The 22,906-nt window shown below is 69.7% G+C and carries 24 protein-coding genes; 11 read left to right on the plus strand and 13 right to left on the minus strand.

What is annotated here, in order from left to right; translation table 11 throughout:
- Positions 1-63: 63 nt before the first annotated feature.
- Complete coding sequence (gene lysX / locus NV348_RS16560) at positions 64-3,381, minus strand: bifunctional lysylphosphatidylglycerol synthetase/lysine--tRNA ligase LysX (protein WP_447147681.1); 3,318 nt, start codon at positions 3,379-3,381, stop codon at positions 64-66.
- Positions 3,382-3,502: 121 nt separating this feature from the next.
- On the opposite strand from lysX, the gene NV348_RS16565 reads away from it, so the two are divergent.
- Positions 3,503-3,724, plus strand: a complete 222-nt coding sequence (locus tag NV348_RS16565; RefSeq protein WP_218716112.1) for an RNA-binding S4 domain-containing protein — start codon at positions 3,503-3,505, stop codon at positions 3,722-3,724.
- 168 nt (positions 3,725-3,892) lie between these two features.
- On the opposite strand, the gene rraA is transcribed toward NV348_RS16565, so the two are convergent.
- The 7 genes from rraA to NV348_RS16600 are packed head-to-tail and all read right to left on the minus strand — an operon-like array spanning position 3,893 to position 8,302.
- On the minus strand, positions 3,893-4,378 hold the full coding sequence (gene rraA, locus NV348_RS16570; RefSeq protein WP_316573110.1) for a ribonuclease E activity regulator RraA: 486 nt from the start codon (positions 4,376-4,378) through the stop codon (positions 3,893-3,895).
- A 13-nt stretch (positions 4,379-4,391) separates the two neighbouring features.
- Complete coding sequence (locus NV348_RS16575) at positions 4,392-4,847, minus strand: SRPBCC family protein (RefSeq protein WP_447147682.1); 456 nt, start codon at positions 4,845-4,847, stop codon at positions 4,392-4,394.
- Between the two features lie 36 nt (positions 4,848-4,883).
- Complete coding sequence (locus NV348_RS16580) at positions 4,884-5,828, minus strand: CopD family protein (protein WP_447147683.1); 945 nt, start codon at positions 5,826-5,828, stop codon at positions 4,884-4,886.
- 6 nt (positions 5,829-5,834) lie between these two features.
- On the minus strand, positions 5,835-6,407 hold the full coding sequence (locus NV348_RS16585; protein ID WP_447147684.1) for a copper resistance CopC family protein: 573 nt from the start codon (positions 6,405-6,407) through the stop codon (positions 5,835-5,837).
- Positions 6,407-7,057, minus strand: coding sequence for a YcnI family copper-binding membrane protein (locus tag NV348_RS16590; protein WP_447151060.1), 651 nt, complete (start codon positions 7,055-7,057; stop codon positions 6,407-6,409). The genes NV348_RS16585 and NV348_RS16590 overlap by 1 nt, the downstream gene beginning before the upstream one ends.
- A gap of 41 nt (positions 7,058-7,098) precedes the next feature.
- Positions 7,099-7,620, minus strand: a complete 522-nt coding sequence (locus NV348_RS16595) for a hypothetical protein (protein WP_447147685.1) — start codon at positions 7,618-7,620, stop codon at positions 7,099-7,101.
- Between the two features lie 7 nt (positions 7,621-7,627).
- Positions 7,628-8,302 (minus strand): DUF6474 family protein, encoded by a 675-nt coding sequence (locus NV348_RS16600; RefSeq protein ID WP_447147686.1) that lies wholly within the window; start codon positions 8,300-8,302, stop codon positions 7,628-7,630.
- Positions 8,303-8,539: 237 nt separating this feature from the next.
- On the opposite strand from NV348_RS16600, the gene NV348_RS16605 reads away from it, so the two are divergent.
- The 4 genes from NV348_RS16605 (at position 8,540) to NV348_RS16620 (ending at position 13,560) form a co-directional block, all read left to right on the plus strand.
- Positions 8,540-10,135 (plus strand): TM0106 family RecB-like putative nuclease, encoded by a 1,596-nt coding sequence (locus tag NV348_RS16605; RefSeq protein WP_447151061.1) that lies wholly within the window; start codon positions 8,540-8,542, stop codon positions 10,133-10,135.
- Between the two features lie 13 nt (positions 10,136-10,148).
- The gene (gene htpG, locus NV348_RS16610) at positions 10,149-12,107 is read left to right on the plus strand and encodes a molecular chaperone HtpG (protein WP_447147687.1); all 1,959 of its coding nucleotides are present in this window, start codon (positions 10,149-10,151) and stop codon (positions 12,105-12,107) included.
- A 112-nt stretch (positions 12,108-12,219) separates the two neighbouring features.
- Positions 12,220-12,672, plus strand: a complete 453-nt coding sequence (locus NV348_RS16615) for a GNAT family N-acetyltransferase (RefSeq protein WP_447147688.1) — start codon at positions 12,220-12,222, stop codon at positions 12,670-12,672.
- 69 nt (positions 12,673-12,741) lie between these two features.
- Positions 12,742-13,560 carry a class I SAM-dependent methyltransferase gene (locus NV348_RS16620; RefSeq protein ID WP_447147689.1) on the plus strand — a complete coding sequence of 273 codons (819 nt, stop codon included), beginning with the start codon at positions 12,742-12,744 and terminating at the stop codon, positions 13,558-13,560.
- A 58-nt stretch (positions 13,561-13,618) separates the two neighbouring features.
- Here the strand turns inward: NV348_RS16620 and NV348_RS16625 are convergent, their stop codons facing one another.
- Positions 13,619-14,389, minus strand: a complete 771-nt coding sequence (locus NV348_RS16625; protein WP_447151062.1) for an SDR family NAD(P)-dependent oxidoreductase — start codon at positions 14,387-14,389, stop codon at positions 13,619-13,621.
- 153 nt (positions 14,390-14,542) lie between these two features.
- On the opposite strand from NV348_RS16625, the gene NV348_RS16630 reads away from it, so the two are divergent.
- Positions 14,543-15,421 carry an SDR family NAD(P)-dependent oxidoreductase gene (locus tag NV348_RS16630; RefSeq protein WP_447147690.1) on the plus strand — a complete coding sequence of 293 codons (879 nt, stop codon included), beginning with the start codon at positions 14,543-14,545 and terminating at the stop codon, positions 15,419-15,421.
- 21 nt (positions 15,422-15,442) lie between these two features.
- Positions 15,443-16,087 (plus strand): TetR/AcrR family transcriptional regulator, encoded by a 645-nt coding sequence (locus NV348_RS16635; protein WP_447147691.1) that lies wholly within the window; start codon positions 15,443-15,445, stop codon positions 16,085-16,087.
- On the opposite strand, the gene NV348_RS16640 is transcribed toward NV348_RS16635, so the two are convergent.
- From NV348_RS16640 to NV348_RS16655, 4 genes are all read right to left on the minus strand, one after another.
- Positions 16,063-16,776 carry a TMEM165/GDT1 family protein gene (locus tag NV348_RS16640; protein ID WP_447147692.1) on the minus strand — a complete coding sequence of 238 codons (714 nt, stop codon included), beginning with the start codon at positions 16,774-16,776 and terminating at the stop codon, positions 16,063-16,065. The genes NV348_RS16635 and NV348_RS16640 overlap by 25 nt on opposite strands.
- 359 nt (positions 16,777-17,135) lie before the next feature.
- Positions 17,136-17,663: a peptidase gene (locus NV348_RS16645; RefSeq protein WP_447147693.1), complete on the minus strand. Its 528-nt coding sequence runs from the start codon at positions 17,661-17,663 to the stop codon at positions 17,136-17,138.
- Between the two features lie 154 nt (positions 17,664-17,817).
- Positions 17,818-18,441: a superoxide dismutase gene (locus NV348_RS16650; protein ID WP_355283756.1), complete on the minus strand. Its 624-nt coding sequence runs from the start codon at positions 18,439-18,441 to the stop codon at positions 17,818-17,820.
- A 151-nt stretch (positions 18,442-18,592) separates the two neighbouring features.
- Positions 18,593-19,204: a hypothetical protein gene (locus NV348_RS16655; RefSeq protein ID WP_447147694.1), complete on the minus strand. Its 612-nt coding sequence runs from the start codon at positions 19,202-19,204 to the stop codon at positions 18,593-18,595.
- A 367-nt stretch (positions 19,205-19,571) separates the two neighbouring features.
- On the opposite strand from NV348_RS16655, the gene NV348_RS16660 reads away from it, so the two are divergent.
- The 4 genes from NV348_RS16660 to NV348_RS16675 all read left to right on the plus strand — a co-directional run bounded on the left by NV348_RS16660 (position 19,572) and on the right by NV348_RS16675 (position 22,834).
- Positions 19,572-19,931 carry a rhodanese-like domain-containing protein gene (locus NV348_RS16660; protein ID WP_447147695.1) on the plus strand — a complete coding sequence of 120 codons (360 nt, stop codon included), beginning with the start codon at positions 19,572-19,574 and terminating at the stop codon, positions 19,929-19,931.
- 19 nt (positions 19,932-19,950) lie between these two features.
- On the plus strand, positions 19,951-20,991 hold the full coding sequence (locus tag NV348_RS16665) for a DUF4328 domain-containing protein (protein ID WP_447147696.1): 1,041 nt from the start codon (positions 19,951-19,953) through the stop codon (positions 20,989-20,991).
- Entirely contained in the window at positions 20,988-21,755 is a 768-nt protein-coding gene (locus NV348_RS16670; RefSeq protein WP_447147697.1) for a glycerophosphodiester phosphodiesterase, read from the plus strand. The genes NV348_RS16665 and NV348_RS16670 overlap by 4 nt, the downstream gene beginning before the upstream one ends.
- A gap of 158 nt (positions 21,756-21,913) precedes the next feature.
- Positions 21,914-22,834, plus strand: coding sequence for a DUF5926 family protein (locus NV348_RS16675; RefSeq protein WP_447147698.1), 921 nt, complete (start codon positions 21,914-21,916; stop codon positions 22,832-22,834).
- The last annotated feature ends 72 nt before the right edge of the window (positions 22,835-22,906 follow it).

A 22,906-nucleotide genomic window follows, 5' to 3' on the forward strand; every position in this document is an offset into this window, starting at 1 on the left:
CGGAGTAGTTGTTGATCGCGGCGAGGCCACGTTTCGTTTACACGAGTAACGGTGTACCCGAAATCAGCGCGGTTTCACCAAGGGGAAAGGCAGCGTCTCACGGATGCTGCGGCCGGTGATCAACATGACCACCCGGTCCACGCCCATGCCGAGGCCACCGGTGGGCGGCATCGCGTGCTCGAGCGCCTGCAGGAAGTCCTCGTCGAGTTCCATCGCCTCCGGATCGCCGCCCGCCGCCAGCATCGACTGTTCGGTGAGCCTGCGCCGCTGCTCGACCGGGTCGGTGAGCTCGCTGTAGGCGGTGCCCAATTCGACGCCCCAGGCGACCAGGTCCCAGCGCTCGGTGACGCCGGCGATGCTGCGGTGCGAGCGGGTCAGCGGTGAGACCGAGGTGGGGAAGTCGAGGTAGAAGGTGGGGTCGGTGGTCTGCGATTCCACCAGGTGCTCGTACATCTCCAGCACCACCTGGCCGGTGTCCCAGCCGTGCTGGTAGGCGATGCCCGCCTCGTCGCACAGCTCGCGCAGGCGGGCGAGCTCGGTGCGGGTGGTGATCTCGGTGCCGATCGCCTCCGAGACGGCGCCGTGCACCGTCTTCACCCGCCACTCACCGGAGATGTCGACGGCGTCGAAACCGCCGTCGTCGTTCGGGCGCAGCGCCACCTCGGCGCCGTTGGCCGCGATCGCCGCGTCCTGGATCAGCCGTCGGCACAGCTGCATCATCCGCAGGTAATCACTGTGCGCCTCATAGGCTTCCAGGATCGTGAACTCGGGATTGTGGCTGAAGTCGACGCCCTCGTTGCGGAAGGTGCGGCCGAGCTCGAACACCTTCTCCATGCCGCCGACACACAGCCGCTTGAGGTACAGCTCGGGCGCGATGCGCAGGTACAGGTCGAGGTCGTAGGCGTTGATGTGGGTGCGGAACGGGGTTGCGTTGGCGCCGCCGTGCACCTGCTGCAGGATCGGCGTCTCGACCTCGAGGAAGCCCCAGTTGAACAGCGAGTCGCGCAGCGAATGCAGTACCGCGCTGCGCTTGGCCATCACCTCGCGGGTCTCCGGGTTGATCGCCATGTCGACGTAGCGCTGCCGGACCTTGGCCTCGGAATCGGCAAGGCCACGCCACTTGTCGGGCAGCGGATGCAGGCACTTGCCGTTCATCCGCCAGTCGGCGGCGAGCAGCGAGAGCTCGCCGCTGCGGCTCGTGCCGAGCTGCCCGCTGACCTCGATGAGATCGCCCAGGTCGAAGAACTCGGTGAATTCGGCGCTGCGGTCGGCGCCGACCCGCTCCCGGTCGATGACGAGCTGGATCTCATCGGTCCAGTCGCGCACCACCGCGAAGATCACCCCGCCGTAGTCGCGGATGCGCAGCAGCCTGCCCGCCACCCGCACCGTGGTGCCCTTGGGGCAGGCGCGGGCGGCGGCGATGGTGTGCGTCGGCGGGTAGGCCACCGGGTAGGAGTCGACGCCGGCGGCGGTGAGCCGGTCCAGCTTGTCCATCCGGACGCGGACCTGCTCGGGCCTGCGCGGTCCCTGCTCGGCGTCCTCGCCCTCCGGCGCGTCCGGCGCGCTGCCGTCGGCGTGCAGGCCGGTGACGCTCGCCGGTACCGCCGTCTGCGTGCCGGTGTGCACGGCCGCGTCGGGTTCCTTGCCGATGCGTGGCAGGAAGCCCTCGGCCAGGCCGCTGGCGGTCGCCACCCGGGGCAGCTGCCTGCGCTCCTCGTACAGGAAGAATCGCGGCACCCAGCGCGGGTGGTACTTCACGTTCGACCGGTACAGCGCCTCGAGCTGCCACCAGCGCGAGAAGAACAGCAGCACACCGCGCCACGCGCGCAGGATCGGGCCGGCGCCGATCCGGCCGCCCTCCTCGAACACCGAACGGAACACCGCGAAGTTCAGCGAGATCTTGGTGATGCCGTACTGGTCGGAGTTCAGCGCGAGCTGGGAGATCATCAGCTCCATCACGCCGTTGGGGCTCTGCGGGTCGCGGCGCATGAGTTCCAGCGAGACACCGGTGCGGCCCCACGGGACGAACGAGAGCATGGCGTGCACCCGATCGTCGTGGTCGACGGCTTCGACCAGCAGGCAGTCGCCGTCGAGCGGGTCGCCGAGGCGGCCGAGCGCCATCGAGAAGCCGCGTTCGGTCTCGGTGTCGCGCCAGGCGTCGGCGCGGGCGACGACGTCGGCGAACTCGGCGGCGGGGATGTCGCGATGCCTGCGCACCCGGACCCCGAAACCGTTCTTGCGCAGCCGGTTCGCCGCCTGGCGCACCTGTTTCATCTCCGGCCCGGCCAGCGAGAAGGTGCGGGTGTCGAGGATCGCCTCGTCGCCGAGGCGCAGGGCCGCGAGACCCGCGTTGCGGTAGGCGGTCGCGCCGATCTCGCTCGCGCCCATCACCGCGGGCGCCCAGCCGAACCGGTCGGCCTCCTCCAGCCAGGCGCGGATGGCTTGTGGCCAGGCCTGTTTCGGCCCGATCGGATCGCCGCTGGCCAGGCTCACGCCCAGCTCGACGCGATAGGTGATGGCCGCCTTGCCGTTCGGCGCGAACACCACCGCCTTGTCGCGGCGGGTGGCGAAGTAGCCCAGCGAGTCCTCGACATCGCTCGCCGCGAGCAGTCCGCGGATCGCCGACTCGTCCAGCCCGGTCATCGCGTTGTCGGCGCGGCGCGACCGCAGCAGCACCACCACCGCGGCGAGCAGGGCGATCGCGCCGAACAGGCCGAGCAGGAAGTTGACCCACGGCCGCGGGTGCCCGTCGAAGTGCTCATTGTTCACCAGCACCGCCGCGGTCACCCGGTAGACCGCCCACAGCGGCCGCTGCACGCCCTCGGGGAGGGTGCCGGGCGCGAGTTCCACCAGCCCCCAGCCGATCAGGCAGCCCAGCGCCAGCCCGGCGATCAGCACGCCGATCGCCTTCCACAGCGCTCCCGGCCGGACCTGGGTGTAGAACTCCTTGCGCGCCGCGATCAGGATGCCGATGACGACGACGTGCACGATGCAGGCCACCAGCGCGTCGATGTCGTCGTCGGCGACGAAGTCCAGGATGTTGGACACCGCGTAGAGCAGCAGGTACACCACCAGCAGCCACCACGCGACGCGTTTGCGGCTGGCGATCGCCCCGGCCAGCAGCGCGACGACCACCGCCCACACCAGGCTGGTGTCGGGAGCGTCGAAGTAATAGGTGTCCACATAGCGCCGCGGCACCTGCGTCAGGTAGCGCAGCGCGGGCGAGAGACTCCACAAGAACAGCAGCACCGCGAAGCCGCCAAGGACCAGCCCGGTGATGTGCGGTACCTCGGCCAGCCTGCCGTGCCCACGATGCGGAACGGTGGCGCGGCCCGGCGGAGCCTCGACGACGGGGTGTTGCTCGGCCTGCGTGGTGGTCACCGATCCAGTGTGCGTGCACCCGGGCCGGATCGGTGTGGCGGACGCTGCGGCGTGTTCGTCACGCGGCCCGGTAGTGGGGCCGGTTGCGACCGGATTTTCGCCGGAGGGTAAGTATTAGCCCATGTCGGAACCAGTCGATGTGCCGATCGATGACGAGGTCATCAAGCTCGGGCAATTCCTGAAACTGGCCAACCTGATCGATTCGGGCTCCGAGGCCAAGACGGTGATCGCCCAGGGTCTGGTCCGGGTCAACGACGAGGTGGAGCTGCGCCGCGGCAGGCAACTGCAGGTGGGCGACGTCGTCGTGCTGGCGGGCCACAAAGTGCGGGTATCCGGGAACTAGAGCCCGAATCCCAGCCACCCAGCCCGACCTCCAGGAGGGCAGGCCGCGAAGCGGCCGTCGCGGCCGTCCCGCCGTTCAGGCGCCGTTGCGCACGTGACGAAGGAGCAAGCAACGGTGCCTGAACGGCGGGACCAAGGGGCCGCGACCTCGAGCGCGCCAGCGCTCCAATTACTCCGCGCGGACCACGACACCGTCGTGGTCGCTGTAGAGCATCTCGCCGGGCACGAAGGTGATGCCGCCGAACTCGACGGTGACGTCCTTCTCGCCGCTGCCGGTCTGGGTGCTCTTGCGCGGGTTGGTGCCCAGCGCCTTCACCCCGATGTCGAGGGTGCGCAGGATCGCCGAGTCGCGCACCGCGCCGTTGACGATCACGCCGGCCCAGCCGTTGTCGACGCCACGGCCGGCGATGATGTCGCCCACGAGCGCGGTGTGCACGCTCGCGCCGCCGTCGACCACGAGGACCTTGCCCTCGCCTGGCTCGCCCAGGGTCTGCTTGACCAGCAGGTTGTCCTGGAAGCAGCGGATCGTGGTGATCCGTCCGGCGAACGCGGCCCGGCCACCGAACTGGATGAACTGGGTGTCACAACTGCGGATCTCGGGGCCGATCTCGTCGGCCAGATCGGCGGTGGCCACAACATTCGCTGATTCGGTCATGGCCTGCATTCTGTCAGGCGCCCTCGAGGTGCGCCTTGGCGATCTCCCTGACCAGGCTGTCTGTGGTGTGCTTCACGGCGATCTTGACGAACGGCTCGATCGTCTTGCCGAGCATCTTGCCCGCGAGGCCGCCGGGCACGAAGTACTCGATGGTCGCGTCGACGGTGCACAGCGCGTCGCCCTTGGGATAGAAGTGGAACGTCGAGATGATCTCGAATCCCTTGATCGACTTGATGCCGATCACGCGCCCCTTCTCCCACTTCACGACCTCGACCCTGGACTTGAGCGACGCAGGGCCGAGCTTCATGTGGCCGTCGAAGGTCGCGCCGAGCCCGTCGGTCTGGTCGGTGACCGGGACGAAGGATTCGATGCCGTACAGGAAATGCGGCAGATTACGGTAGTCGTTGACGTATTCGAACGCCGTCTCAGCGGACGCGGCGCAGTCTTCGACAATCCTCACTTCGGTCATATCGGCCACTGTAACGGTCCGCCGCGACCGATCCGTCTACGCGGTGACGGCCAGGGTCGCGGCCAGACCGAACGCCAGGCCCATCACCGTGACCTCGATCGCGGCGTTGCGCAGGGAGATCTCGGCGGTGACCCGGTGGTCGGCGGCCCGGCGCACCCAGCTGCGCCGCCACCACCAGCCAAGGCCGGTCAGCGCGCACAGGACCGCGAACTTCGCCAGCAGGATCCGCCCGTAGCCGGTCGACCACAGCGGCTCGATCCCGCCGATCCGGACCAGCCCGTCGATCGTCCCGGTGGCGGCCACCGTCAGCACCAGGGGCACGGCCAGCGCCGAATAGCGCGGCAGCGTCCGCGCCCACCCGCCGCGGGTACGCACCACCACCGCCATCGCCAGCAGCAGGCCGAGCCAGCACGCCGCGGCCAGCGCGTGCAGCGCGGCCAGCACCGAACCGAGCATCTGCTGGGACATGTGGCCGGTGATCGGACGCAGTGCCAGCGCGACCGCGGCGAACACCAGCACCAGATCGGCCGACGCGGAGTCTGGCCTGCGGAAGGCCAATGCCGCGTAGCAGGTGATGGCGCCGGTGCAGAACAGGATCGCGATGCCGATCTGACCGCCGCTGAGGTTGGTGAGGAAGGTGCCGAACTCGCCCGCGCCGAGCCGGGTCACCGGCACGCCCACCACGTCGGCGGCTTCGGCCACCAGCACGGCGAATTCGGCCGCGAACCAGGCTCCGGCCAGCGCGGCCAGCGGCCGCCAGGCGACCCGCAGCCGGTCGTCGAGCCGGGGCAGGGCCGCCAGCCCGAGCACCACCGCGCCCGCGCCGTCGGCGAGCACCCGCGCGCCCGCCGACCAGGGGAAACCGCCGTCGCGGCGCAGCAGCCAGGCCACCGCCACCCCGGCCAGGGCGGCCACCACGACCGGCACCAGGACCCGCCACTGCCGCAGCGTCGTCGCGGATGCCCGGCGACCGGTCGTCATGGGTGGCTACTTCTTGCGGCCGGCGAGCAGCGCGACCGCGAGGCCCGCGCCGAACAGCACGACGCCACCGGCGATGAACACCCACACCGGCACACCGCCGCCGGAATCGCCGCCGCCGTCGGCCTTGTCCTCGCCCGGCTTGGCTCCCGGTGTACCGGTGCCCGCCTTGCTCAGCGTGAAATGCCGTGTCCCGCTGACGGGATGCCCGTCGGCGGAGGTGACCCGGAACGCGAGGGTGTACTCGCCGACCGGGCCGAGCTCGCCCAGTTCCACACTGACGGTGCGTCCCTCGACCAGCGCCTTGCCCTTCGACCACAGCCGACCGTCCGGGCCGACCACGGTCAGCGACGGAAAGTTCTGCTGCAGTTCCTCGTTGAAGGTGACGCTCGCGCGCGCTGGCCCGACCTCGACGGTCGAGCCGTCCTCGGGCACGCTGCTCACGGCGCCGGAGTGCGCGCTCGCGGTGCCCGCAGCGAATATCGCGGCGAACAGTCCGGCGATCAGCACGGTCAGCACCCGGCGGCCGATGCGCAGGCGCGACGCCCGGTTGATGTCGGCGACGAGATGATCGACCCGCATCAGGACCTCCGCGAACGGAAGACGAGGCCGAGGCCGAGCGCGGCCGCGAACAGGCCGAGAGCCAGCCCGATGCCGCCGAGCCAGCGCGCCACCGTGTCGGTCTCCGACGCGCTGGTCTCGCCGGACGCGACCTTGTGGTCACTGCCCGCGTCACCGCCGTTGGCGCTCAACGTGATCGACGGTGCCGGGTGCTCGGGCTCGGCACCGCCGGTGCTCGGCTGATCCCAGGCGACGACCTTGCCGTCGCTGTAGGTCTGCGTGGCGGGGAAGGTCACCGTGTCCTGCGCGGGCAGCGGGCCCAGCGAGAGCACGAAGCGCTGGAACTGGCCGGGACCGATGCCCGGGTTGCCCGGGTCGGCGGTCCAGGAGACGGCGACGGCCTCGCCCTTGTCGTTGCGCTCGACCTTGGCCGTCCAGCCCGGCATCGGCTCGGTGCGAACGCTTTTCAGGTTCGGCACCGTCATGCGCAGCGCGGTGGTGGCGGCGGTCTCGGATTCGGTCGGCACCTTGAAGGTGGCGACGGTGTACTTGCCCTGGGCGGCGCCCGGCGCGTCGACGGTCACGTGCGCGGCCGCCGAGCCGCAGGCCGCGAGCACCAGACCGGCCGCGATGGCGGCGGTGCTGGTGCTACGGGAGATGAAGTTGTGCACGGAATGCCTTCTGTCCGAAGAGATGCTGATGTCGTCGTGAATCAGGCGGACAGCGGCGGCGCGCGCGGACATCGCGCGCCTTTCGGACGGGTGCCGGGCCCGGCGAGCACCAGGTCGGCCCAGCGTCGCGTGCGGACGACGACGGCACTCGACGGCGCGCCGAGCACGGCCGCGACCACGCTCGAAGCGACGAGATACAGCCGCTCCGCGACGAGAAGCAGTGCGGCACAGGCGAACGCGGCGATGGTATGCGCGGCCACCATCGACGCGCTCGGCAGGTGGAACAGTTCGTCGTGATGATCGAGCGAGGCCGACAGGGCGAAGTGCCCGGCCCACTGCCCACCGAGCAGCACCAGCCCGGCCCGAGCCATCGGTGCGGCAGAACCCACGCGTAGGCCGCCCGCGATGATCCCCGCGCCGAGCGAAACCAGCAGCAGTAGTGCGATATCCGCCGACCGTGGCACGCCGCCGCCCGCGCTACCGTGCGCGGCGACGGCCAGCGCGCCGACGAGTACGCCGCAGCCACCCCCGCGCAGGCGGGCGGTGAGCTGCGGCGTGGTCACGACGGGATCAGCGCACGCCGAGCCGGGCGAGCGCGTCGGTCTCCAGCACACCCAGCTCGGAGGAGATGGACGCGTGCACGGCCTTGCGGCGCGCGGCGGGCATCTGCTCGGCGGTGTTCACCGCGACGGTCAGATCGGTCAGCCGGGACCGGGCGGCCTCGACGAACTTCTTGGTGTCGGTGTCACCGGGGGCGTCCGCGGCGACCTTGTCGAGCGCGCTCTCGGTATTGGTGATGCGGGCCTGCAGGCGCGCGCCGTGGCCGCTGAACTCGCCCAGCTGGTCGAGGCCGATGCCGAGCTGCTGTGCCTTGCGGGCGTCGAGCTGGCCGCGCACGTAGGTGGCGCCACGGTAGGCCAGCGGCGTGAGCACCGGCACCAGCACCCGGGCGACGCCGATGTACTTGCGGATCTGGCTCGCGCTGAACAGTTCGCGGTCGGCCTTCGCCGCCAGCTTCTGGGCGGCCTTCTCCTCGGCCTGCAGGGTCGCGATCTGCGCCTTGGCCACCTTGGCCTCGGTCTTGGCCTGTGCCTTGGCCGCCCGCCGGGTGGTGCGTTCGCCCGCCTTGGCGGCCTTGCGCTCGTTCTTGGCGCCGAGCTTCGCCTCCACGGCTGCTTTGTGTTTGAGCGCCTTCGCCTCAGCGCGTCGGCTCGGCCGCCGCTTGCGCTTGCTGAACAACCCCATGAGATCAGGCCCTCCGTCATGCTCGCCAAGTCATGAGGCAGTGCCGGGGTAGCGGCCTGCCGTACTTCGTAGCGTAGTGGGATGAGGGTAGCGATTGGGCATTGTGTCGGGGGGAGGGACCATACTGCTTGCGTGCGTGCAGCCGAGGACGACTTCGACGGCGGGCCGGTGCATCGCCCGGCCCCCGCTTCCGCTGCGCTCGATCGAGGTACCGATTCCGGGCTCGCCGAGTCCCGGATCGCCTTCCTGGACGCGCGCTCGCTGATCGGGTGCAGGCACCGCCTGCGCCTGGACGCCGAGCATCCGGGCGCCATCGCCGAGGTCAGGGAGGATCCGGGCGTCCAGCAGCGCCGCGAGGCCGCCTCCGCCCATCGCCTCAAGGTCCGCGACGAGCTGGTCGCCGCCGCACCCGCCGACTGGGTGGTGATCGAGCCGCGGCTGCGCGCGGGGGAGAAGGCCGCGGCGACGATGGCCGCCATGGCAGCCGGCGCCGCGCGAATCTGGGGTGGGCTGCTGCCGCAGGAGCCCGATACCGGCCGCCGCGGCGGTGCCGAGTTCCTGCTCCGCGACGACGACCGCGGCGGCTATATCCCGATCATCGTGGTCAACCACAAGGTCACCGACCCGCGCAGGCCCGACCCGGCCGATTTCCACCCGCTGACCTCGGACCTGTTCCAGTGGCAGCCCCGCCGCGACAAGCATGTGAAGCTGCGCCCGCAACCGCGCGACCAGCAGCGCCTCGCGCACCTGTACCGGATGCTGCAGCGGCACGGCATGGCCAGCCCCGCCCTGGTCGGCGGCGCGATCGGCCTGGCCTTCGACCGCATCCTCGTGCACGACCTGACCAATGTCCTGGCCGACTACGACCGGCGCTACGGCGACCGCATCGCGGTGGTGCGCGGCGAACTGCCGACCCAGCCGTCGAAGGTGCCCGAGTGCAGGCAGTGCCCGTGGTGGGTGCGCGGCGCCGATGGCGAGCCGAGTTGTGAGGGGCAGCTGGCGCTGATGCGTGACGTCAGTCTGGTCGCGCCCGGATCCCGCGCCGACGTGCTGCGCGTGCACGGCGTGCAGACCGTCGACGAGCTGGCCGCCTGGGAAGGCGACGACCCGGAGGACTGGCAGCACGGCCCGTTCTCCGAGACCGTCGTCACCGCCCGCGCCTGGATCGAGGGTGCGCCCCTGGTGCGCCGCTTCGACACGGTGAGCGTGCGCCGCGCCGACGTGGAGGTCGACGTCGACCTGGAGAGCTACCAGGAGGACGGCGCCTACCTGTGGGGCACCCTGCTCGACGGCGTCTACCGGCCGTTCGTCACCTGGGACCCGCTGCCCACCGAAGACGAGGGCCGTTCCTTCGGCGAATTCTGGACCTGGCTCATGCAGGTGCGGGCCGACGCCCACGCCGCGGGCAAAACCTTTGCCGCCTACTGCTATTCGCGCACCGCCGAGGACAAGTGGCTCTACGAGTCGGCCCGCCGGTTCGCGGGCAGGCCGGGCGTGCCGACGCACGAGCAGGTGCGCGCGTTCGTCGATTCGCCGGAGTGGGTCGACATGTTCCAGGCCGTCACCGACCAGTTCATCTGCCCCAACGGCAAGGGGCTGAAGAAGATCGCCCCGGTCGCCGGCTTCGGCTGGCGCGACCCGGAGGCCGGCGGCGAGGCGTCGATGGGCTGGTATCGCCGGGCCGTCGGCTACGACGCCGAATCGGACCTGTCCCAGCGCACGCGCTTGTTCGAATACAACGAAGACGACGTGCGGGCCACCCAGGTGCTGCGCGACTGGATGACGCAGCGGGCCGTCGAGGAGGTTCCCTCACTGGCCGACTTCGGACGGTAATACGATCGGGGGCGTGACAGAGCACGTCGAAACCCTCGAGTTCCAGGCCGAAACCCACCAGCTCCTGGAGCTGATGATCCACTCGGTCTACTCCAACAAAGACACGTTCCTGCGGGAGCTGATCTCGAACGCTTCCGACGCACTGGACAAGCTGAAGCTGGCCACGTTCCAGGACAAGGACCTCGTCGCCGACACCTCCGACCTGCACATCGAGCTGGAGGTCGACGCCGACAAGCGCATCCTGACCGTCCGGGACAACGGCATCGGCATGTCCCGTGCCGAGGTGATCGATCTGATCGGCACCCTCGCCAAATCCGGCACCGCCGAGCTGCGCCGCAAGCTCACCGAGGCCAAGTCCGACGCCGCCGCCGAGGAGCTGATCGGCCAGTTCGGCATCGGCTTCTACTCCACCTTCATGGTCGCTGACAAGGTCACCCTGACCACCCGCAAGGCCGGCGAGACCGAGGGCACCCGCTGGAGCGCGGCCGCCGGCAGCTCCACCTACGAGATCGACACCCGCACCGACGCGCCGCAGGGCACCTCGGTCACCCTCGAGCTCAAGCCCGCCGACGACGACGATCACCTCTTCGATTACACGCAGGAATGGAAGCTGCGCGAGATCGTCCGCAAGTACTCCGATTTCATCGCCTGGCCGATCCGCATGCAGGTCGAGCGCACGGTGATGGAGGGCGAGGGCGAGGACAAGGTCGAGAAGACCATCGTCGAGGACCAGACCCTCAACTCGCAGAAGGCGCTGTGGACCCGGCCGCGCGGCGAGGTCTCCGACGAGGAGTACAAGGAGTTCTACCACCACGTCAGCCACGCCTGGGACGAGCCGCTCGAGATCATCCCGATGAAGGCCGAGGGCACCTTCGAGTACCAGGCCCTGCTGTTCCTCCCGTCGATCGCGCCGTTCGACCTGTTCACCCGAGAGCACAAGCGCGGCGTGCAGCTCTACGTGCGCCGGGTGTTCATCATGGACAACTGCGAAGAGCTGATGCCGGAGTACCTGCGCTTCGTCAAGGGTGTGGTGGACGCGCAGGACCTCTCGCTCAACGTCTCCCGCGAGATCCTGCAGCAGGACCGCCAGATCCAGATGATCCGCAAGCGCCTGGTCAAGAAGGTGCTCTCGACGGTCAAGGAGCTGCAGGGCGCCGAGGATCAGACCAAGTACCAGACGTTCTGGGCGCAGTTCGGCCGGGTGCTCAAGGAGGGCTTGCTCTCCGACACCGACAACCGCGAAACCCTGCTCACGGTCTCCTCGTTCGCCTCGACCGCCTCGGAGTCCGAGCTCACGACGTTGAAGCAGTACGTCGAGCGGATGCCAGAGGGCCAGGACGCGATCTACTACATGACCGGCGAAAGCCGTGCGCAGGTGGAGAACTCGCCGCACCTGGAGGCGTTCAAGGCCAAGGGCCGCGAGGTGCTGGTGCTGACCGATCCGGTCGACGAGATGTGGGTCGGCTCGGTGCCGGAGTTCGACGGCAAGAAGTTCCAGTCGATCGCCAAGGGCGAGGTCGACCTGGAGACCGAGGACGAGAAGAAGGAGACCGAGGCCCTGCGCGAGCAGCAGGACAAGGACTTCGCCGATCTGCTCACCTGGCTCGGCTCCACCCTCGACGACGTCGCCAAGGAGGTGCGCCTGACCAACCGGCTCACCACCTCGCCCGCCTGCCTGGTCGGTGATGTCTTCGACTTCACCCCGATGCTCGAGCGCATGTACCGCGCCTCGGGTCAGGCGCTGCCGGAATCCAAGCGGATCCTCGAGCTCAACCCGGCCCACCCGCTGGTCACCGGCCTGCGCGATGCCTACGACGCGCGCAAGTCCGACGCCGACGAGGGCAAGGTGCCCGAGCTCGCCGAGACCGCCGAACTGCTCTACGGCACCGCGGTTCTCGCCGAGGGCGGCGAACTCAAGGACCCGGCCCGGTTCGCTCAGCTGCTCACCGACCGGCTGACCCGCACCGTATGAGGTACCGCGATGGCCGCTTCGTGTGAAGCGGCCATCGCGCCCGGCCGCACGAGCTGGCTTCGCCTTGCGGAATACGGGTGCCGACCGGCCCCGCAAGCCGCACTATGGAGAGATGGCGGCGGGGCATGTGATCCGCCGGGCGCGGCCCGGTGACTACGACGGCCTGATCGGGGTGGTCGATCACTGGTGGGGCGCGACCGTGGTCCCCAGTCTGCCCAGGTTGTTTCTCGATCACTTCCACCGCACCAGCCTGGTGGCGACCGACGACGACGGAATCTCCGGTTTCCTCATCGGTTTCGGCTCCCCGTCCGACCCCGACGCGGCCTACATTCATTTCGTCGGCGTCCGCCCCGACGCCCGCAAGGTCGGCCTCGGCCGCACCCTCTACGACGAATTCTTCGAGCTGGCCAGGGCCGACGACCGAAAAGTGGTCACCGCCATCACTTCTCCGGCCAACTTCACCTCCATCGATTTCCACCGCAGCCTCGGGTTCACCGTCAGCGGCCCGGTCCCCGACTACAACGGCCCCGGCCGCGCCCTGATCACCTTCGCGCGGACTCTCTGACGCCGCACGGCCGCGAAACGTAGTCTTGGTCCGGGTATCGATCGCGGAGCGAGAGGAACGGTCGTACACATGTCGGAGGGGACGTCGGTCACGGCACGGCCGTGGGATCTGGTGGCCGAGGGCTACGCCGCGGCGGCGGGGACCGTGCTCGGTCCGTTCGCGCGGCGCGCACTCGAATTCGTCACTCTCGAACCGGATTCCGCCGTCGTCGACGTCGCCGCGGGGACCGGGCTGCTCAGCCTCGCCGCCGCCGCCGAGGGCGCGCGGGTCGACGCGATCGACATCTCGGCCCCGATGATCGAACACCTCACGGCGGCAGCCGAACTCGCCGGCCACACCACCATCACCGCGCAGGTCGGCGACGGCCACGCTCTGCCGTACGCGGACGGCCGATTCGACGCAGGCTTCTCCCTGTTCGGTCTCATGTTCTTCGCCGACCGCCCGCAGGGCTTCGCCGAACTGCGCCGGGTCCTGCGCCCGGGCGGCACCGCCGTCGTCACCGCCTGGGCCCCCGCCGTCGACTCCTCGCTCATGCGCGCCCTGTTCGGCGCCCTGACCGCGGGCGACCCGAACGCCGCACTACCGCAACCGAACCCGCGCAGCCTGGAGAACCCCGCCGTGTTCGAGGCCGAGATGCGCGCCGCCGGATTCGAGGCGATCACGATTCGCCCGCACACGGTCGAGGTCAGCTTCCCGAACGCGGCGACCCTGTGGGCCACCATGACTCGCAGCAGCGCTCCACTGACCACCCTCAGAAACGAAGTGGGCGAGGTGGAATGGCAGCGCCGCACCGAGGCGGCCGTCGACCACCTCACGGTCACCTACCGCGCGAACACCCCGCTGTTCACCACAGCCCTCTTCGGCATCGGCACGGTACCCGCGGCCTGAACGGCAACTGCCCGCCGCCGAAATCGGCGACGGGCAGTCGTTTCCCGGAGAGTGCGACCTAGCGCGGGGCCATGCGGAGGGCGCCGTCCATGCGGATGGTCTCGCCGTTGAGGTAGTCGTGGCTCGCGATGTACTCGACGAGCTGGGCGTACTCGTCGGGGCGGCCCAGGCGGGACGGGAAGGGGACGCCGGCCTCGAGGCCCTTGCGGTACTCCTCGGTGACGCCGTCGGCCAGCATCGGGGTGTCGATGATGCCGGGGGCGATGGTGTTCACGCGGATGCCGAACTGGGCGAGATCGCGGGCGGCGGGGACGGTCATGCCGTGCACGCCACCCTTGGAGGCGGAGTAGGCGATCTGGCCGATCTGGCCCTCGAACGCGGCGACCGACGCGGTGTTGATGACCACGCCGCGCTGGCCGTACTCGTCGACCGGCTCGGTCTTGGCGATGGCGTCGGCGGCCAGGCGCATCACGTTGAACGTGCCGAGCAGGTTGACGGTGATGACGGTGCGGAACAGCTCCAGGTCGTGCGGGCCGTTCTTGGACAGGATGCGACCGGCCCAGCCGACGCCGGCGCAGTTGACCACGATGCGCAGCGGGGCAGGGCCCTCGGTGATCTGGGCGATCGCGGCGGCGACCTCGTCACCGCTGGTCACGTCGGCCGCGATCAGGGTGACACCGGCGGGGACGTTGTCGCCCGCACGCTCGATCGACGCCGGGACGTCGAGGCCGAAGACGGTGGCGCCCGCGTCGGCGAGACGCTTGGCGGTGGCGGCACCGAGGCCGGATGCGCCTCCGGTGACGATGGCGGCGGAACCCGAAATCTCCACGATGGTCCTCTCGTTCATGACAACTAGTTGGCACTTCGTCAATTGGCACCCTAGCGGGTTTCCGGTGAGGTGCCCATCACGCCTACCGACGCTGCCTGATCAGCTGCGAAAATACCAGCGAACAGGGCTGTTTTCCGGTGGTAACGTGCGTTCATGAGATCGTTCGCCGCTCCGACGGTGGCCGGACGCAAGGTCCTGATCACCGGGGCAGCTCGCGGTATCGGGGCCGCACTCGCCCGCAAGCTCGCCGCGCAGGGCGCCCACGTCGCCCTGCTCGGACTGGAACCGGAACTGCTGGCCGAGGTGGCGGCCGAATGCGGCGACGCGCCGTGGCGCTACTGCGACGTCGCCGACCGCGCCCAGGTCGACCGGGTGGTCGAGGCGCTGGTCGGCGAACTCGGCGGGCTCGACGTGCTCGTCGCCAATGCCGGGATCGCCAAGCAGATGCCGATGATCGGCGGCGATCCGAGCGTGCTGGAGGAGACCCTCGCGGTCAACGTGCTCGGCGTCGCGTACGCCGTGCAAGCCGCCGGGCCCCACCTGGCCCGTCCCGGCGGTTACGTGCTGATGATGTCGTCGATCTCGACGGCGGTGCAGTTGCCGCTGGCGGGCGCTTACAGCGCCTCCGCGGCCGCGGTCGAATCGCTGGCGGGAACGCTGCGCTGCGAGTTGCGCCCGACCGGCGCGCGCGTCGGCGTCAGCTACTTCGCCGAGATCGATACCGAGATGACCCGGCGCGGCTTCGGCACCGCGGCGGCGCACACCGGCCTGCGCGAGATCAGCCTGACCGGGACCTCGCCGATCGGTCCCGCGGTGGACGCGTTGGTCCGGGCGATCGCGCGCAGGCGCAAGAGCGTCGTCTCACCCTGGTGGGTGTCGCTCGTGCTGCCGGTGCGACCCTTGGCTCAGCAGCTGGTGCAGCGGTTGCTCGGCAACCGGGTCGCTCGCGCCATCGAGATCGCGCGCACCGAGGACGCCCCCTTCACCACCACCCAGCCTGCCCGACCACGCAGAATGGAACGGCAAGCCTGACCTCGAGCACGGAGTTCGACGATGAGCGATTCGGCATCCACCTTGCGCCAACTCCCGCGCGGACGGCACCACCTCTCGCGCGAAGAAGTGGTCGCCTCCCAGCGGGAACGCATCCTCGTCGCGATGGGCGAGGCGATGACCGAGGGCGGCTACGTCGGCACGCCGGTGGCGGCCGTGCTCAAACGGGCGGGGGTCTCGCGCGAGACGTTCTACGAGCTGTTCCGCTCCAAGGAGGACTGCTTCGCCGCCGCCTTCGACCGGGTCTCCGGCCTGCTGGCCGAGCGGCTGCAGGAAGTCATCGCCGAGACCGCCGACGCCGACGCGTTCACCAGGATGGACGCCATCCTCACCGCCTACTTCGACCACATGATCGATGATCCGGCCTCGGCCAGGCTGTTCCTGATGGAGGTGTACGCGGTCGGCCCGTCGGCGGTCCAGGCGCGGATGGAACTGCAGAGCCGTTTCGTCGCGGTCGTCGCCGCCATGCTCGGCGCCCAGACCGACGAGCAGCAGTTCGCCTGCACCACCCTGGCCGCCGCCATCGGCGCCATGGTCACCGGCAAGATCGCCGCCGACGACCTGACCGGCCTGCGCGCCCTGAAGGAACCCCTGATCGACCTGGCCCGTCGCTCCGGCGTCGTCTACGGCAACGCGTTCGCGGGCTGATCGTCGATCGCCGCGGCGGTCTTGCCGGTCCGGGTGAACCGCCAGGCGCCGATGCCGAGACCGACCACGGCCGGGCCGGCCAGGGCCAGGCCCGTCGAACCCCAGCCGCCGAGGCCGGGGACGAAGGCGTCGAGAATCGTCTTGGCGGCGAAGAACAGGAACAGCAGGCCGGAGGCGAAGGCGATGCCGCGTTCGGGCAGGTGCTTGCCTGCGAGCTTGCCGACCAGGATCGCGAGGGCGCCCGCGGCGACCATGCCGAGTGCCGAGCCGATCCACACCGCGAGCCAGCCGTTCTTGGAGGCCAGGGCGGCGGCGGCGAACATGGTGCGGTCGCCGAGTTCGGCGAGCATGAAGGCGGAGATGACGACCAGGAAGGCGTTGCGGGTGCTGGGCGGGGGAGCGTCGTCGGTCTCGGCGGCGGAGCCGAGGGCGTCGCGCAGCGTCCACAAGCCGACGACCAGCAGCGTGAGCGCGGTGACGACGGCGATGGCGTTCGCGGGCAGCGCGGTGCCCAGGAAGTGGCCGACACCGGCGGCGATGAGATTGACGGCCACGCTGGCGACGGTGATGCCGGACAGCACCACCCACCAGCGGTAGCGCAGCGAGAAGGTGAGCGCCATCAGCTGCGATTTGTCGCCCAGCTCGGCGAGGAAGAGCACGCCGAAGCTCAGCAGGATCGTGGCGATCATGGATTCAGCTCCCAGGGTGGTACTCCGGCCTGCGGCTGAAGAAACGGGTGCGCCTCCAGCCACACCGGTCGACGGATCGGTTCGTGGCCGAAGGTCTCGCCCACCGGTGGTGACCGGTTCACGCAGCCGGACCGCGCCGAATGTGGCGCCGATCAGTATGTCGACTGTGCGATTGCGGGCTACTCCCCTTCGCTGCTGTCCACCCTAGCCCGATAGCTGCGGGTATGCCAACTCCTTGTCGGCGAAATCGCAATGGCCGCAATAAGTTTGGCTGTGCGGCGCGAATAGTTCGGTATCCCTGATTCTCGTGCCGTGGACGCCCGTTGCCGGGCATTCGCCAGCCCTCGCCCGCGAAAGCCTCAGGCCGCCAGCAACATTGCCAGGACGGCGGTGTCGGGATCGCTGATCAGATCCATCCCGACCCGGCTCACCAGCGAGGTGACCGTACCGTCCAGCTCGGCCTCGGCCCAGGCCGCGCGGTGCTCGAGACCCAGATGCGGCACGCCGGGCAACAGCACACAGCCCGAGGCGGCGCCGGTGCACTCGGGCAGCGACGGCCGGGTCTCCGACGGCGGATGCAGCATCAGCAGCGCGGGCGGCACGTGCGCGGCGAACCGGCCGGGCTCGATCGCTTCCTCGCCCAGCACCGGCCCCTCGGCCAGCACCAGTCCGACCGTGCCCGGTTCCGGATCGTCGGGCAGTTCCTCGCGCACCCCGAACACGGTCGAGGTCGCCAGCAGGCCGGGCATCGAGGCCACCCGGACGGCGAGCACCAGAACCTGCGCCCATTCCTTGGTGGTGTCCGGCCAGCGGCCCGAAACCACGAATCCCTGCAGGTGACCGCGCGCCTGGAAGGGCGTGATCCCGATCGGACCATGTGTCGTCATGATGGCCTCCCGAATTTCCGGGGGCTGCGCTGCCCGGTACCTCAGGAATAGCCCGAAACCCATCTGGCACACAAGTGCCACTGAGTGCCAGACCGGGCAAAAACGACAACGGGCCCGGACGCGGAAAACCGCGTCCGGGCCCGTCGAGGGCTTCTTAACCGAAGATGAGGCCCTTGCCCTGCGACACCGCGCGGGCGAAGCGGTCCTGCACGTCGGCCCAGTTGACGACGTTCCAGAACGCGGTCACGTAGTCGGCCTTGACGTTCTTGTACTGCAGGTAGAAGGCGTGCTCCCACATGTCGACCTGCAGCAGCGGGATGATGCCGGTCGGCACGTTGGCCTGCTGGTCGTACAGCTGGAAGGTCAGCAGCTTCTGGCCCAGGGTGTCGTAACCCAGGACGGCCCAGCCGGAGCCCTGCAGGCCGTTCGCGGCAGCGGTGAACTGCGCGCGGAACTTGTCGAACGAACCGAACTGGTCGGCGATCGCCGCGGCGAGGTCACCGTCGGGCTGGTCGCCACCGTTGGGGGAGAGGTTCTTCCACCAGACGGAGTGGTTGTAGTGACCACCCAGGTGGAACGCGAGGTTCTTCTCCAGCAGCAGGATGTTCGCCAGGTCGCCGCTCTCGCGGGCCTCTTCGAGCTGCTCCAGCGCCTTGTTGGCGCCGGCGACGTAGGCGGCGTGGTGCTTGGTGTAGTGGATCTCGTTGATCTGACCGGAGATGTGCGGCTCCAGTGCGCCGAAGTCGTAGTCCAGTTCCGGCAGCGTGTAGACGGCCACGATGTCCCTTTCCGTATGTCGGGCTGTGTGCGCCCATTCGGACGAGCACACCAACCATCATTCGTACACCCGCTCGATGCAACCCCGGATGGTCGGCCCTGCATTCCCTTCGAATCACGCCGGAGGAAACCCAGGTGTCGGCGGGTGCTGCTTACAGCGGCGGTGCGACGTCGGACTTGGAGGCCCGCAGATCGCCGGAATCGTGGGCGGCCCACCAGCGCTTGCCACCCGCGATGAACTCGGCCATCGGGATCTCCCGGCCCGCCGGGTCGGTCACGGTGATCCGGTCGAACCAGACGCGGACGTCGAGTTCGCGCGGGTCGATGCCCTCTTCCTGGGAGAACTCGATGACGTGCGCCGCGATCCGGTTGTCGAGCACGGTGTCGAAACTGAGCAGCTCGCTCCACAGGGTCCAGCCGCTGTCGTCGAGGTCGATGAATTCCCAGCCGTGCAGCCCGCCGCCACCGAAACTCTCGATGGCCTCGTCGAGCTGCTCGAGGGTGAGGGGGAGGACGCGGGCGTCGATATCGTCCCAGCGCTGGATGCGCAGGGACGCGGCCACCCGGGTGACTCCGGTGAAGGTGAGCAGGACTTTGGTGTCGATCGGCGTTTCGCCGTCGGCGGGTAGCGTCAGCACCTCGAGAGCGAGCTGCAGCCGCCCCGCGGCGGCGTCCACCTCTACTCCGAGACAGGTCGATTCGGACAAAGCGGTATTCAGGCCGTTGATGTCGAAACTGTCGAGTAGCCCCCTGCTCACGTTCATGCGCTCAGGCTACCGATCGGCCCGCCCAGATCCCAGGATTTAGGATTTTCTCTAAGGATGTCGTTTTTATGGAACCGAATCGGCCCGGCTCGCGTCCAAGTAGATGTCGGGACCGATGGGAGGTCGGAATCCCGACGTCAGCGGCGAACGGCCGCTCCGGGATGACATGGAGGGGAGTCCCGGATCGGTCGTTCCGCCGCTGACTCCGCCCATCCCACCTCGGTTGATAGCCCCCGCCTCACGATTGTGTGCTGACCGATAGCTGAGACCTGTGGATCAAGTTGTGGATTCTGTGGATAACCGGGATCCATCCCCAGACCCCGCATTGCCCCGCCCGGTGCCGCTTCCGGCATGGCAGGATCGAGGCGTGACGAGCTCCGATGTGCCCACGGTGCCGGTGGGTGCGGTACCCGCCGCGTTCGACCACGCCGAACCGGCCGCCGGCGCCCAGCTGCTCGACGTGCGCGAACCCGACGAGTGGGAGCTCGGGCACGCGCCCGGCGCGATCCACATCCCGATGGTCGACGTACCCGTCCGGATCGACGAGATCGACATCGACGCCGAGGTGTACGTGATCTGCAGGCAGGGCGGGCGCTCGATCGAGGTCGTCAAGTACCTGGCCCATATCGGGTACGAGGTGGTGAACGTCGCGGGTGGCATGGTGGCCTGGCAGCAGACCGGCCGTCCGGTGGTCGCCGACGGCGAGCACGAAGCCAAGATCTACTAGTCCGGAACGGGGTGCGCGGGTGAGTTCGGTGGTGCAACCATGTGCGCGCTGTGGCGCGCGATGGGCCGTGCAGGGCGCGCCGATGCACTGGTGCCCGCGGTGCCGTGGCGTGCTGCTGTCGCCGGGCAAGGTCGACGCGCCCGCCGCCCAGCGCAACTACCGCTGGATCGCCCGCAGGCCCGACCATCGCGCGCGCAAGGCCGCGACTTCGACCGAGCGGGCGCCGCTCGGCCCGACCCCGCACTACACCGAGATCCCGCGCTGGGGCCTGCTCGATCCGCCGCCCGCGCCCGCCCGCGCGGCCGCGCGGCCGCTGTGGGGCCTGGCGGCCTCGCGCGATGTCCTGCTCGTGGTGACGGCGCTGGCCTTCCTGGTCGCCGCCTGCGCCGAGTACGGCCGTTACCTCATCCTGTTGCGCAACCGCACCAAGCTCATTCCCAACTGGCTGCTGTGGATCTCCGACATGTCGGTGTGGGTGTTCGGCGTCATCGCGCCGCTGTGCGCGCTCGCCACCGCGCTCGCGCTGGTCGGCTGGCTGATCGAGGCCCGCAAGGCCGCCTTCGCCGCACAGGGCAGGCGCGATCCGCGCCGCCGCTGGGCGCTGGTGCTCGGCTGCCTGGTGCCCGGTGTGAACCTGATCTGGCCGGGCGTTTTCCTCACCGAACTGCTCGGGCCCGCACCCGATCCCCGCGCTCAACGGGCCGTGCGGATCTGGTGGGCGGCCTGGGTGGTCAGCGGTCTGATCCTCGTCGGCGCCACCCTCTGGCGCGACGCGTCGACGCTGCAGGCCGAGGCCGACGGCGTCTCGTTCACCGCGTTCAGCGATCTGTGCGCGGCCGGTTTCGCGGTGCTCACGCTGTGGACCGTGCGGCTGCTCGAGGGTCGTGATCTGCGGGGCGAGCCGCGCTCGGCGCACCGCTGGGTGATGGCGGCCGATCCCGCCGAGGTCGTCATCGCCCCGGTGCGCCCCGGTGCGCCCGCGAGCGGGCAGGATGACAGTGAACGCGCGGATTCCGTCGAAACAGGCGAGAATATGCAGGAGGAGGTTGTGGCCAAGTGAGCCAGGGCAATCGGGCGCCGTTCGTCGTCGCGCACCGTGGTGCGTCCGCGGCGCGCCCCGAGCACACTCTCGCCGCTTACGAGCTAGCCCTCGAAGAGGGCGCCGACGGCGTCGAGTGCGACGTCCGGCTGACCCGCGACGGTCACCTGGTCTGCGTGCACGACCGCACCGTCGACCGCACCGCCGACGCCACCGGCCTGGTCAGCGAACTGACCCTGGACGAGCTGCGCGACATGAACTTCGGCACCGAGGAAGCCCCGTCCGGCGTGCTCGCCCTCAGCGATCTGATCGGCCTGGTGCTCGACTGGCGCAGCAGGCCGACCAAGCTGTTCATCGAGACCAAGCATCCCGTGCGCTACGGCGCCCTGGTGGAGAACAAGGTGCTCGCCGAACTGCAGCGCTTCGGCATCGCGACACCCGCCTCGGCTGATCACTCCCGCGCCGTGGTGATGTCGTTCGCCGCGACCGCGGTCTGGCGGATCCGCCGCGCCGCGCCGCTGCTGCCGACCGTGCTGCTCGGTGAGTCCTCGCGCTTCCTCGGCGGTGGCGCGGCGACCACCGTCGGCGCCACCGCGGTCGGTCCGTCGGTGAAGACGCTGCGCGAACACCCCGAACTCGTCGACAAGGCCGCCGCGGCGGGCCGGGCCACCTACTGCTGGACCGCCGACGATCCCGACGACGTGAAACTGTGCGCCGACCTGGGCGTCAGCTGGGTCGCCACCAACCACCCGGGCCGCACGAAGGCGTTGCTGGCCGGCGTGTGAATCGGCGGCCGGCGCCGCGTGTTCGCGGCCTGTGACCTCGATTCTTCCCTCCCCGCGGGCACTCCTTCGTCGCACCCTCCGGTCAGTCCGGAATCGAGGGCGGCCGAGAACCGTGGGCCGCGGTCGGCGACAGCGCCGCCCGGCCATAAACTCCGTGCGTGGGTAAAAGCAAGCGGAACAGTCCGAAGCCCGACAGTAATCGGGCTCAGCGTCTCGCCGAGCGGCGTGCGGCGCAGGAGCAGGCATCTGCGGCCGTGACGCGGCCGTTCGAGGGGCTTGCTGCCGAATGTGATCTGGTGGCGCTGCGGGAGTTCGTGCCGTCGGCGACCGCGACCTTGAAGCTGGCGCCCGGTGTCGCGGCGCAGCGCGAGGTGACGCTGGCGACCGTGCTGCCCGGTGCGGTGGCCGCGCTGGTGCGCGCCGGTGACGAGCCGGTCGGCTTCGTCGGCACGCAGATGCAGTTCCAAGGCACCGACCCGAACGCCGATATCGCCGCGGCGATCCTGTGGACCCAGTCCGCCGAGCCGGGCGAGTCGCTGAACTCGGCCGATTCGGTCGAGGGCGGTCCGCGCCTGGCCGACGTGATCGATCCGGGCGCCGACCTCGAGCTCACCGTGCACCAGGACTTCGACTGGTGGGTGCCCGAGGGCGTGACCCCCGATCCGCAGGTGGCGGCCACGATCGAGCAGGCCAAGCAGGCGATCATGCCCTCGGCCCGGCTGGATCTGGGTGCCGACGGCGTCGGCGCGGCCTGGTGGGTCGACGCGGGCGAGAAGGCGCACGTGCGCTGGGTGCGTCCCGAGGACGAGGACAAGCTGATGCTGGCGCTGGCGCGCGTGCACGCCGGCGGTGGGCTGCATATGGGCGAGGGCTCGCGCTTCGCCGGCTCGTTCCGCACGCACGGTCTGCTGGTGCCGGTGTTCGATCTCGATCCCGAGCGGCACCCGACCGAATGGGAAACGCCCGCACGGGAATTCGGTGCGCGGCTGGCCGAGGCGCTGGCCTCGGATGCCCCGATGTCGAGCGAGGAGCGTCGTTCGCGCGACGGGCTGCGTTCGCGTCAGGTCACCCTGCGCTGAACTCTTCCACGCTGAACTAAATGAAATAAGCCTCTTTCACTTGCCGGGTCGGCTAGGTTCACGCCTACGCCG

Source organism: Nocardia fodinahabitans (genome assembly GCF_052983615.1).